Annotated in this window: 12 protein-coding genes; 4 read left to right on the top strand and 8 right to left on the bottom strand. The window is 27.0% G+C overall.

The features are described from left to right. Positions 1–162: 162 nt before the first annotated feature. From TVTCOM_RS10150 to TVTCOM_RS10135, 4 genes are all read left to right on the top strand, one after another. The gene (locus tag TVTCOM_RS10150) at positions 163–687 is read left to right on the top strand and encodes a hypothetical protein (RefSeq protein ID WP_434796158.1); all 525 of its coding nucleotides are present in this window, start codon (positions 163–165) and stop codon (positions 685–687) included. Positions 688–1,399: 712 nt separating this feature from the next. Continuing rightward, complete coding sequence (gene istA, locus TVTCOM_RS10145) at positions 1,400–2,620, top strand: IS21 family transposase (protein ID WP_434799708.1); 1,221 nt, start codon at positions 1,400–1,402, stop codon at positions 2,618–2,620. Continuing rightward, positions 2,613–3,380 carry an IS21-like element helper ATPase IstB gene (gene istB / locus TVTCOM_RS10140; RefSeq protein ID WP_316719004.1) on the top strand — a complete coding sequence of 256 codons (768 nt, stop codon included), beginning with the start codon at positions 2,613–2,615 and terminating at the stop codon, positions 3,378–3,380. The genes istA and istB overlap by 8 nt, the downstream gene beginning before the upstream one ends. Positions 3,381–3,613: 233 nt before the next feature. Continuing rightward, positions 3,614–3,796: a hypothetical protein gene (locus tag TVTCOM_RS10135; RefSeq protein ID WP_434799701.1), complete on the top strand. Its 183-nt coding sequence runs from the start codon at positions 3,614–3,616 to the stop codon at positions 3,794–3,796. A gap of 233 nt (positions 3,797–4,029) precedes the next feature. Here TVTCOM_RS10135 and TVTCOM_RS10130 read toward each other — a convergent pair whose 3' ends face one another. From TVTCOM_RS10130 to nifV, 8 genes are all read right to left on the bottom strand, one after another. Beyond that, complete coding sequence (locus TVTCOM_RS10130) at positions 4,030–4,557, bottom strand: hypothetical protein (RefSeq protein WP_434799700.1); 528 nt, start codon at positions 4,555–4,557, stop codon at positions 4,030–4,032. A gap of 24 nt (positions 4,558–4,581) precedes the next feature. Beyond that, on the bottom strand, positions 4,582–5,325 hold the full coding sequence (gene ymfI, locus TVTCOM_RS10125) for an elongation factor P 5-aminopentanone reductase (protein ID WP_434799699.1): 744 nt from the start codon (positions 5,323–5,325) through the stop codon (positions 4,582–4,584). Between the two features lies 1 nt (position 5,326). Further along, positions 5,327–6,064 carry a hypothetical protein gene (locus TVTCOM_RS10120; protein ID WP_434799698.1) on the bottom strand — a complete coding sequence of 246 codons (738 nt, stop codon included), beginning with the start codon at positions 6,062–6,064 and terminating at the stop codon, positions 5,327–5,329. Between the two features lie 49 nt (positions 6,065–6,113). Beyond that, a complete protein-coding gene (locus tag TVTCOM_RS10115; RefSeq protein ID WP_434799697.1) occupies positions 6,114–6,722 on the bottom strand; it encodes an SAM-dependent methyltransferase in 609 nt (202 codons plus the stop codon). Between the two features lie 204 nt (positions 6,723–6,926). Then, on the bottom strand, positions 6,927–7,736 hold the full coding sequence (locus TVTCOM_RS10110) for an MBL fold metallo-hydrolase (RefSeq protein WP_434799696.1): 810 nt from the start codon (positions 7,734–7,736) through the stop codon (positions 6,927–6,929). A 93-nt stretch (positions 7,737–7,829) separates the two neighbouring features. Continuing rightward, positions 7,830–8,822 carry an isocitrate dehydrogenase (NAD(+)) gene (locus TVTCOM_RS10105; protein ID WP_434799695.1) on the bottom strand — a complete coding sequence of 331 codons (993 nt, stop codon included), beginning with the start codon at positions 8,820–8,822 and terminating at the stop codon, positions 7,830–7,832. 72 nt (positions 8,823–8,894) lie between these two features. Further along, on the bottom strand, positions 8,895–10,832 hold the full coding sequence (locus tag TVTCOM_RS10100; RefSeq protein WP_434799694.1) for an aconitate hydratase: 1,938 nt from the start codon (positions 10,830–10,832) through the stop codon (positions 8,895–8,897). A gap of 38 nt (positions 10,833–10,870) precedes the next feature. After that, on the bottom strand, positions 10,871–12,028 hold the full coding sequence (nifV, locus tag TVTCOM_RS10095; RefSeq protein WP_434799693.1) for a homocitrate synthase: 1,158 nt from the start codon (positions 12,026–12,028) through the stop codon (positions 10,871–10,873). Positions 12,029–12,209: the final 181 nt, after the last annotated feature.

The raw sequence follows: 12,209 nt of genomic DNA, 5'->3' as shown, positions 1-12,209 counted from the left end.
TGTTATATATAATTAAGCGATTTAACTTAATCATATATAACATTAAATTTTAATTATGTAATTTAGATTACAATTATATATTTTTATCAAAAATCTACATTTTAAGTACAATATATGACAATACTAGTTATAAATAATCATATATTAAGGAGCACATTAATAATGAAAAAAAAAATAATTTGTCTTTTTATAACGATTGTAATGGTACTTCCTACTTTTACTCAAGTATCATATTCCTTAAGTCCTTTTTATCAAAGTTCCAACTTATCTGATATAAAAGGTAAAGATAATATAGTAAAAAATTTAATAGAAATACAAAGGATACGAAGTAATATTGGTGCGATAAAGATTAATTCTAATTCTTCAAATAATGATTTAACTGAGACTTCTAAGTTCCTCGATTTTTATATATCAGAATTAAATAGAGTTAGAAACAACTTTGAAATACATATAAAGACATATAAAGATTCTGAGGCTGATGTATTTATTTCAGATGCATCAATATATATTATCCAGTGCTATATTTTAGGATTAAGAGAAACTAAATTTTTAATTAATAATTTAAAGGAAGGTAAAATATCTGACATAAGTATTTTTTATTCTCAACAAAATTCAATAATGTATTATTATTTTATGGGAGGAGATCTTCAACTTACATGCTTTGAGTCTTTTTTAATAAATAAGTAGTTCTAAATTTACTTTTAATATAAAATTATTATATATTTAAATTTAATATTATTTTAATTAACAAAAACCCCGTAATAAGAAATTATAAATTTTCATATTACAGGGTTTTACTATCTTAAATTAGTTTTTTAATTTATTAATTAATTCTAGAATTTTAATGTTTAATTAGCATTTCTATTAGTTAAATATATCATGTATAAAATTATATAAATTTAAAGTGATATAAACTAAAAGAAATAAAATTGCAATAAAAGATATTATATACTGATTTTCTTTGCTTATTTTAGAAAAAAACTTGTCAATAATCATATAGTCACATTCGTTGAAAATAATCAAAATAAAAGTGAAAATAACAATTGATACTGCCAACAAAATAGCAAGTCATACAGACACAATAGTACCTCCTGAGTAATATTTATAGTAATTGAATTGTATCATAAATAAGTTATATTATCATTCAAAATAAATTTATAAAAATTACAAATTATTGAGTAGATTTGATGAACAATTTTAATATATTATGAACTAATTAATAGTAAATTTAATAAATAACTGTACCTAATATTCTAAATTATTTAAATTCCTAAGGTAAATTTATCACAATATTAGACAAACTGTAAATGATACTATATAGATGTACATAAAATGGAATATAAAAATGTACAAAATTATACAAATTTCTGCTATCCTTATCCCGGGAGGGATAGCCATGATTTTAAATTTAATAGGACAAATTAATATAATTAAATCAATGAATTTTAAACCAAATTACTCTGAATTAGCCAGAGAGCATGGAATTGATAGAAGAACAGTGAAAAAATACTATGATGGATATGAAGGTAAACCACAAACTAGAAATAAATCTAGCAAATTAGATCAATACTTAGAAGAAATCAAATTAAAACTTTCAATAAAAGGAATTACAGCAAAGGCTGTATACGAATATTTTTTAGACAAGAATTATGACATTGGATCTTATTCAAATTTTATCAAATATATCAAATCAAAAAATTTAAAACCAACTAAAAAAATAAAAGGACATCCTAGATTTGAAACTCCACCTGGAAAACAAGCGCAAGTAGATTGGAAAGAAGATTTAAAATTAGTATCAAAAAATAATGAAGAATTTATAATAAATGTATTTAACTATAAACTTGGAAATTCTAGATACTGCCATTTTGAATATAGAAATACAAAAACTCAGCAAGATGTATTTGAGTGCCTAATATCATCATTTAAAGCTACCGGAGGTATCCCTTCAGAACTTTTATTTGATAATATGAGTACAGTTGTTGATATTACGGGTAATAAAAGAAAAATTAATAATAAAATGAAAGCATTCGCTTCAGACTTTGGTTTTAATATTAGCCTTTGTAAGCCCCGCCATTCTTATACGAAGGGAAAAGTAGAGTCAGCAAATAAGTTTATTGAATGGTTACTTGCATATAATTATGAATTTGAAACTGAAGAAGATTTAATTCAAATATTAAAAAATATAAATAAAAAAGTAAATCAATCAGCAAACCAGACAACAGGGCTACCGCCTATACTTTTATTTCAAAAAGAAAAGGAATACTTACAGCCTTTACCTAGTAATTCAATAATTGAATCATATATAAACCAAAGGTTGACCGCCAACGTTCATAAAGATTCTCTGATAAATTACAAGAATAGCAAGTATTCCGTCCCTAGCAAATATATAAATAAAACTGTAACTTTGAAAGTTATTGATAACAAGTTACATATATATTTTAGCACAGATTTAATAGCTATTCATGACATAACAAATAAAAAAATGAATTATAATGAAGAGCATTATAAAGAATTAATATCTCCGTATATAAAAAATTCTAACGACATTGATGATATTGCAAGGGATAATTTAAACCAACTAGATTATTTACTTAATGTTAATGGAGGAGAATATGAGTAATTATGTAAAACTACTTAATAATCTTGAAGAATTGTCACTAAATAATATAAAACTTAATTTAGATAAGTATATTGAAATGATTAATAGTCATGAAAAAAGTTTAGTAGATGCACTTTATGAATTAAGCAATCTAGAAATAAACTCCAAACAAGAAAGAGCTAAAACAGCTTGTGTAAAAGTTGCAAACTTTCCATTTATTAAAACTCTAGAAGACTTTGATTTCACATTTCAACCAGCAGTAAATAAACAAGAAATTTTAGATTTAGCTACGCTTAGATTCATAGAGAATAATGAAAATATATTATTTGTAGGAACATCCGGAGTTGGCAAGACACATCTTGCTACCTCCATTGGAATCAAAAGTGCCACAAATAGATACTCTACATATTTTATACCTTTTCAAGAATTGATTCAACAGCTTAAAAGGGCGTTAGCTGAGAATAGATTAGACGCTAGGCTTAAACATTTTTCAAAATACAAAGTTTTAATTATTGATGAAATTGGATATTTGCCAATAGATACTGATGCTGCCAATCTGTTTTTTCAGCTAATTTCAAGAAGATATGAAAAACATTGTACTATAATAACTACTAATTCTAATTTTTCAAAATGGAGTGAAATCTTTGGATCTCCAGCTATAGCTAATGCTATTTTAGATAGGTTACTTCATCATTCTCATATTATTTCTATAAAAGGTCCATCATATAGGTTAAAGTCTAAACTTAATTATTTAGATAGTTCTTCTTCAGGTAATTCTTAAAAGTATATTTTTTGTACATAATTATTTTCCTCTTTTTATACAAATATATATTGCAATTTACAGACAAACATAAATACATTTAGAGTTTTTTATAAGTATCTATTAGTTGAGAAAACTAAAATAACCTAGATAAGGCAATACTAGGTTATTTTTTTGATTAAACATTTGGAAAATTATATCACGATTAAAAGCATATTTATGTGGAATTCTAACTTTAGAAAGGGTGTGTTTTTATGAGCAAAAAGTTTAGAAAAGGACAATATGAAGAGGCTGTAGAACAAGCAAAAGATCTACTTGATAAGAACTTTGGCATGACTGATATTGTTTCTATAACAAATTTAACAAAAGAAGAAGTAACAAAAATAATGAATAAAAGACAAGCCGAACTTAATGACAAAAGACCTGATTTTCATTAAAAAATATGTATAAAAAGGATGAACTATATCCAGTTCATCCTTTTTATATACATATTTATAGCTTTCAATTTTAAGTCTTTACTGTATTTATTAACCCTAGAAAAATCTCATTATCATATTACTTAATTCAACTAGTGTAAAATATACCTACTTACTTAATTTATTTTTATTAAAATATATGTAAATTAATGTAATAAGTAAATAAGTTAATATCTATATAACTGAATCAAAATTTATCTCAAATCCTGTAAATTATTCTCAATACTCATACACCCTAAAATACTAGGCAAAGGCAATCTCTTGATCTCAATTCCACTTCCAAACTCCTCCAAAGACTTCTCCATATCCTTCTTATAGGTCTTCATTATACCTTCTTCCAATTCATTCAAATGAGTAAACAGATACTCCTTCACATCCTCAATATCCTTTAATTTATTTATCTCTTCACCACGAAGTATATGTTTAAATATGGCAAATCCTTCTCCTCTAGAAGTCCATATAAATATATTAAAAGTTACAAAAGACTTTTCCAAATACAAACCTGTACTAATAGAGTTCATATGATTAATATCTTCATATAAATGATGATTAAAATCAATAAATCCACTTGGTGCTACTTCATAAGTTTTGTTTTCATCATACTGAATATCACTATTTTTTAATCTTTCATGAAAATCAGAGTAATTTTCACTTGCTAATAAAATCTCAGCCAACTTAGTAGCATTGGCAAATATTTTTTCTTTGTTTATAAAATCTGTCATTTTAATTCTCCTTTAGTTGTTTATTTAATTTATTATAAATCCTCCATTGGAACTTATTACTTGACCTGTTATAAAGTCACCTCCATCGCTAGCCAAAAATAAAGCACACTTAGCTATATCTATAGGTTTCCCAATTCTCATAAGAGGTGTGTCATACTTTAACATTTCTATTGTCTCACTGTCCATATCTTTCATCATATCCGTTTCTATAACACCTGGTGCTATGGCATTTACCTGTATATTTGATGGTCCCAGCTCTTTTGCTAGTGCTTTTGTCATTCCAATAATTGCTGCCTTTGATGTGGAATAATGAACTTCATTGGCAGAGCCCACCATACCCCATATAGACGATATGTTAATTATTTTTCCACTGTGTTCTGGTAACATATATTGTAAAGCCTTTTTCGTAACATAAAAAACAGAATTTAAATTTACATTCATTACATCATGCCACTCCTCATAGCTTATATCTGTAAAAAGATTATATTTACTAATCCCTGCATTGTTTATTAATACGTCTATTCTTTCAAACTGACCAATAGTATAGTTTACCAAAGCATTTGCTTCATTAATATTTGAAATGTTTGCTTTGAAAATTCTAACACTATAATTTTCATTGGTAAGTTCTTCAAGCAACTCCTTTGCTTCTTCATCTGAATTATTGTAATTTATAACTACATTATAATTATTCTTAGCAAATAATTTTGCCATCTCTCTTCCTATTCCTCTTGAAGCTCCTGTTATTAATGCTGTCTTTTTTATACTCATTTTAAACCTCTTTTTTACTAATATAATTTTTACTTCTTAAGTATTTCATCTTATTAAATCTGCAATTATAATCGCAACCTTTGCACTGTAATTTTTTATTGGACAAAGGTGAAAATCTTTCAGGGTGTTTTTTTATCATGTATTCCCATTGAATAAATGTAAAGAAAGATAGTAAAAATAAACTGTAAGACCAAAAACTTTTTATAAGTAATAAGGGCGTACAAAACATAACATGATCCCAGTTATATATTCTACATTCATTGCAACATTTACTTTTAAAGAATAATTTATGAAAAGGACACCACACATTAACACAAAACATATCAGTCCAATAATAAATCATAAAAACTAAAAATATATATGGTGTACTTAGATTGTAATTATAATAGATTATAAATAATACCACATTTAAAACTATCCATGCCACAAACACACTTCTAGCATGTTTATTATTTTTCTTCATATATTTATGTAACTTTTTCTCGTCATAGTTATCTGCTGGTATATAATGTTTCAAAAATAATTTCCCGTTATAAGAATGATTATTTGTATATGGAATAATTAAAATTACTGTTTCTAACATTAAGTATAACCAAATTAAATGATATATTTTTATGCTATACATTATTTTGTAGTTTAATATATTTACTATTATATTTTTATCTATTATAAATAAAATAATAAATATTATTAATAGTATACTGCGAAAAATAAACCTAAATCTTGATTCTTTTCCCATAACTACCCCTCAAGTATAAATATTATTCTAAAACTTCTATATTATAACTTTAGCACCTTAAACTATATATAACAAACTTTTCTTTAGGATCTTTTTCGTATAAATCTTTTAAACGAACTTCTTTATTTAATATAAATGGTGTTTTATAATCTAGAAAATCTAGATACTCATTAGATGGATAATACATGATTATGTCCATGTCTCTCATATTATTTTCATAAGACTCCAATATATTATCAATAACTTTTGAAAAAATCTGAATAGAAAAAGGATTAAAGAAATAAAACTTATTATCTAAATGTGAAATTTCATATTGTTGTGCTAAATCACAGTAAAAATTTATCTTTCCCATAGATTTTTTATTTTTCTTTTCATAGTTAATTTTATTTATTAAAGCTTCTTCATAATATCTTTCATTAATTTCCACACCTGTTACATAAGATTGGAAATGATAATTTATATAAAATATTAATCTTCCCATTCCACATCCAAAATCTACTATATGATCATCTTCTCTTAACTTATAGTTTTCAAATAATTCTTCTAAAGCTATATATAAAGTTGGTTCATAAGGATGATTATGAGTTGATGTGTTTTTCCAGTTTTGATTTCCTATTGTATTTATATTTAATAGTTTATCATAGTATTTTTCTTTCATATTTACTCCTATTTTATTTTAATTTAATATTATTTCCTACTAGGTATTTGTAACCCTAGTCAAAAGGTAATAAGTTGTGCATATCTTACTATATTATAAGTTTTATTATAGAATCAAGTCTATATTAATTTCTAAATATAACTTTTTTCTTTTTGTAAAATTAAAAAGCCATTGTATAATACTCCAATGGCTTTATTACTATAATTAATTAATTTCTAACTTTAAACCTACTCCAACCTCTGTTATAGGAATAGTACTGTGAATATAACTTTTCACTTCAAAAGATGTACAGTGACAAAGATATAATTTATTAATATTATTATCTTCAAAATATTCTAAAGTCTTCTTGGCTCTATCATTGCATTCAAGTAAATGAGTTCCCCCAATTATACCAATTACTCTATCATCATTACATACTTTTTTAGCATATTCTACTATATTACAAATTCCACTATGAGAACATCCAGCAATAATAAATAAACCTTCCTTTCCTTTATAAACTAATGCTGTGTCATCATAAATAAAATCTTTTTCATACTTATTATCTATTTCTATTTCTCCAATAGAATACCTAGGTTCAAAATTTATAGTATTTGGTATTTCTCCTAAAAAATAAATATTTTCACTTATTTTAATAGGTTCTTTACTTAATACAACTTCTCCCATACTTTTTATTTCATTTATATCTAAAGGTGATGATATACATTGATTGTTTTTTATTTTTTTATTAAATACTAAGCTGTGTCCTACTATTTTTAGATTTGGATTTAACTTTTTCTGTGCTAAATATTTAATTCCTCCCACATGATCATCATGTCCATGAGAAATTGCCAAAACATCAATATTACATGTGCTTAGATTTAGTTTTTTCATGTTTTTAATAAATACATTGGAGTATCCACAATCAAATAATATTTTTATATTTTCATCTTCAATATAAAAAGAAAGACCTGGCTCTCCTATGTAATATTCATCAATTATGGTATTATTATCAACTAAAACTGTTAAAACCATATTACACCCCTTTATAGTTTGACTTGATTTTAAAATCATAATAGTATAAAAATGAAAATTCTTTCATAAATTATGAAAGAATTTTTATTTGATCTATAAATATTTAATTACTTCTTCTGTAAATTCATCTGTGCTGGCATTTCCACCTAAATCCACAGTTAGCTTTTCTCCTTTTAAAAATACTTGTTCTAAAGCTTTTTCTATTTTTTTAGCATATTCTACTTCTCCCAAGTATTTCAACATCATAATAGCCGATTGAATTATGGCTGTAGGATTAGCTATATTTTGATTTGCAATTTGTGGTGCAGAACCATGCACTGCTTCAAAGACTGCATAATCCTTACCTATATTTGCTCCAGGAATTATTCCAAGTCCACCAACTAAACCTGAGCATAAATCAGATAGTATATCCCCATATAAATTAGGCATTACCATTACATCATATTTTTCTGGATTTAAAACAAGATTCATAGCCGCTGCATCTACAATTAAGTCATCACAGCTTACATCATATTTTTCACTAACCTCTTTAAAAGTGTTTAAAAATAATCCATCGCTAAGCTTCATTATATTTGCTTTATGAACACCTGTTACTTTTTCTCTATTATTATCTTTTGCATATTGAAAAGCAAATTCACAAATTCTTTCACATGCTGGCTTTGTTATTAGTTTTATACTTTCTGCTCCATAGTCGCCTATTTTGTGTTCAATTCCTGCATATAAATCTTCTGTATTTTCTCTAACAATTACTAAATCCACATCTTCATATCTTGATTTTATTCCTTTAAAGCTTTTTATAGGTCTTAAGTTTACATATAAATCAAGATTTTGTCTTAGTGTAACATTTACACTTTTGAACCCTTTACCTACAGGTGTTGTAATTGGACCTTTTATTGCTATTTTATTTCTTTTTATTGATTCTATAACATGATCTGGAATGGCAGTATTATATTTTTCAATAAGGGCTTCACCAGCTTCTACTTCTTCCCAATCTATTTTAACTCCTGAAGCTTCTACAACCTTAACCATGGCTTTTGTAACTTCTGGACCTATTCCATCTCCTGGTATTAACGTTACTTTATACATTTTATTATCTCCTCCAGTAAAATTCCTCTTATTCATATAATTAAGGTTTTTTCTTTATACAAAATTATTATTTTAGCAAGTTACTTTTTCAAGTAAATTTTTAGTATAGTTTAATTTTCCTCCAGCTTTTACAACTTCCACTTCTTTAGGTGATAATTCAACTTTTGCGTAAAAACTTTCATTTTTACTATGATTTATTATTTTTACTCTGTTTTCTATTAAACCATTATATAAATCACAAATCTCCAATTTATCTTCTAAACTTATTTTTTCATAATCTTCATCACATTCAAATACCATTGGTATTATTCCACTATTGATTAAGTTAGCTTTGTGAATTCTTGCAAAACTTTTTACTAGTACTCCTTTTATTCCTAAATACAGTGGAGCTAGTGCTGCATGTTCTCTTGAAGAACCTTGACCGTAATTATCTCCTCCAACTATAAATCCACCCTTATTTTTTATGGCTCTTTGAGGAAATTCTTCGTCTACAGTATTAAAACAATAATTAGATAAATAAGGTATATTACTTCTAAATGGTAGTAATTTTGCATTTGATGGCATAATGTGGTCAGTTGTTATATTATCTTCAACTTTTAATACTACCTTTCCATTTAATGTTTCTTCTAAAGCAGTGTTTAAAGGGAAAGGTTTTATATTTGGTCCTCTTACTACCTCCACCTTATTTGAATCTTCCACAGGACTAATTATCATAGAATCATCTATTATAAACTTTTTAATATCCAAATCTTTAAAATCAACTTTCATTTCTCTTGGATCTGTAAGCTCTCCCTTTATAGCTGATACTGCTGCTACTTCAGGACTAACTAAATATATGTCAGCTGATAGAGTTCCACTTCTTCCATAAAAATTTCTGTTAAAAGTTCTAAGAGATACACTATCTGTTCCTGGTGATTGACCCATACCTATACATGGACCACATGAGTTTTCCAGTATTCTAGCTCCTGCACTAATTATATCTCCTAAAGCTCCATTTCTAGATAACATCTCCATCACTTGTCTAGAACCAGGAGCTATAACTAAACTTACATCTTCATGTACCTTTTTGCCTTTTAGAATTTGTGCTACCTTCATTAAATCTTCATAAGATGAATTAGTACAACTTCCTATTGCAACTTGATCCACTTTTATTTTTCCCAAATCTTTTACTTTTTTCACATTATCTGGAGAATGTGGAATAGCAGCTAATGGCTCCAACTCACTTAAATTTATTATAATCTCTTCATCATATATGGCATCTTCGTCAGGACTTAATTCTTTATAATCGTCTTCTCTTCCTTGTGCTTTGAAAAATTCAAAAGTTTTTTCATCACTTGGGAAAATTGAAGTAGTGGCACCAAGTTCTGCGCCCATATTTGTTATTGTAGCTCTTTGTGGAACAGATAAGTATTTTACACCTTCTCCGCCGTATTCAAATACTTTTCCTACTCCGCCTTTTACACTACATTGTCTTAAAACTTCTAAGATAATATCTTTAGATGAAGTCATATATGAAAGTCTTCCAATTAAATTTACCTTTACTACTTTTGGTGCCTTAATATTATAAGCATTACCTGCCATGGCAAGGGATACATCCAGTCCTCCAGCTCCAATAGCAATCATACCCACACCACCTGCCGTTGGTGTATGACTATCTGATCCTAATAATGTATCTCCTGGTGTGGAAAATCTTTCTAAGAAAACTTGATGACATATTCCGTTACCTGGTTTAGAAAAATATATTCCGTGTTTTTTTGCAACTGTTTGAATATATTTATGATCATCAGCATTTTCGAATCCTTGTTGTAACATATTATGATCTACAAATGCTACACTTCTTTTAGTTTTCACCTTATCAATATCCATAGCTTCTAGCTGTAAATAAGCCATTGTACCTGTTGAATCTTGAGTTAGGGTTTGATCTATTTTTATTGATACGAAATTTCCTGGTATTAATTCACCTTCCACTAAGTGTTTTTTCAATATTTTATATGTTAAATTATCTCCCACTGTATATCCTCCCATATTCACTAATAAAATTTATATTACTAAATAACACTTCTATTATTTTTTAAATCTTTATATATTGCCACAAGTTCCTTATCAAATAAATTTCTCTTCATTCTAACAGAAGTTTGTCTTACAAGTTCTAGCATAGCTTCTGCTTCTTCTTGAGAAAGCTCTATTGCATATTCTTTAAACTTATTAACTATGGCAGCTTTTCCTGAATGTTTTCCTATTACGATTTGTCTTTGTAAGCCTACCTCACTTGGATCAAAAGCTTCATAGTTTTTAGGGTTTTTCATTGCACCATCAGCATGTATTCCTGATTCATGTCTAAACATATTTGTTCCAACTATAGCTTTCCAATCAGGTAACTGTCTACCAGATGCTTGAGAAACATATTTTGAAAGTTCTCTAAATCTTGTAGTATCAATATCAGTTTCATATCCATAAACAATTTTTAGAGCCATAATAACTTCCTCCAAGGCAGCATTTCCTGCTCTTTCTCCTAAACCATTAACTGTTACTCCTATATGATTTGCCCCACCTACAATTCCTGCTATAGCATTAGCAGTAGCCATGCCGAAGTCATTGTGTGTATGCATTTCTATATCAAAGTTTGTAGCCTTGTGTATTTTTTCTATTGTTTCTCTTATTGTAAAAGGTTCCATAACTCCCACTGTATCACAATATCTAAATCTATCTGCTCCTGCTTCTTTTGCTAAATTAACAAATTCAATTAAAAAATCTGTATCAGCTCTAGAAGCATCTTCTCCATTAACAGATATATATAATCCATTCTTTTTTGCATAAGTTACTGCATTATACATATTATCTAAAACCCATTCTCTAGATTTTTTAAGTTTATGCTCAATATGAATATCTGAAACAGATAAAGATATGGCTACTGCATCAACACCACAATCTATAGATTGTTCTATATCTGTAATAACTGCTCTATTCCAAGCCATAATACTAGAATTTAAATTTCTCTTACATATTGCCTTTATTGTTGCCTTTTCATCACCACCCATAGTAGGTATTCCAACTTCTAATTGATCAACTCCCATATCACTTAAACTTTGTGCTATAGTCACCTTTTCGTGATTGGCAAAAGCAACACCTGCAGTTTGTTCCCCATCTCTAAGAGTAGTGTCTACAATTTTTATTTCTTTTTCTTTTATCTTATCTAGCACACACATATTTAGCCCCCCTTTTTTGTTGTGTTTTGCATATTAAATTTCATTTTTTTCAATTTTATAAAATAACACAAAATTATATTCTTAATGACTTTTCTCTATTTACAGTTTATTAGTCATTTAATTTTAATTTAATTATAATACGGTTTTCTGTTTTTTGCATTATTTTTTTTCAATCTTGCAT

This window comes from Terrisporobacter vanillatitrophus (genome assembly GCF_051148895.1).
GTDB classification, from domain to species: domain Bacteria; phylum Bacillota; class Clostridia; order Peptostreptococcales; family Peptostreptococcaceae; genus Terrisporobacter; species Terrisporobacter vanillatitrophus.
This window is presented reverse-complemented; position numbering and strand designations above follow the sequence as displayed.

What these genes read in the sequence shown, in the direction of transcription:
- TVTCOM_RS10120 (WP_434799698.1), bottom strand. Translation starts at nt 6,064, where the DNA reads ATGGGAAAAGAATCAAGATTTAGGTTTATTTTTCGCAGTATACTATTA.
- TVTCOM_RS10110 (WP_434799696.1), bottom strand. Translation starts at nt 7,736, where the DNA reads ATGGTTTTAACAGTTTTAGTTGATAATAATACCATAATTGATGAATAT.
- TVTCOM_RS10150 (WP_434796158.1), top strand. Translation starts at nt 163, where the DNA reads ATGAAAAAAAAAATAATTTGTCTTTTTATAACGATTGTAATGGTACTT.
- TVTCOM_RS10115 (WP_434799697.1), bottom strand. Translation starts at nt 6,722, where the DNA reads ATGAAAGAAAAATACTATGATAAACTATTAAATATAAATACAATAGGA.
- nifV (WP_434799693.1), bottom strand. Translation starts at nt 12,028, where the DNA reads ATGTGTGTGCTAGATAAGATAAAAGAAAAAGAAATAAAAATTGTAGAC.
- ymfI (WP_434799699.1), bottom strand. Translation starts at nt 5,325, where the DNA reads ATGAGTATAAAAAAGACAGCATTAATAACAGGAGCTTCAAGAGGAATA.
- TVTCOM_RS10130 (WP_434799700.1), bottom strand. Translation starts at nt 4,557, where the DNA reads ATGACAGATTTTATAAACAAAGAAAAAATATTTGCCAATGCTACTAAG.
- istB (WP_316719004.1), top strand. Translation starts at nt 2,613, where the DNA reads ATGAGTAATTATGTAAAACTACTTAATAATCTTGAAGAATTGTCACTA.
- TVTCOM_RS10135 (WP_434799701.1), top strand. Translation starts at nt 3,614, where the DNA reads ATGAGCAAAAAGTTTAGAAAAGGACAATATGAAGAGGCTGTAGAACAA.
- TVTCOM_RS10105 (WP_434799695.1), bottom strand. Translation starts at nt 8,822, where the DNA reads ATGTATAAAGTAACGTTAATACCAGGAGATGGAATAGGTCCAGAAGTT.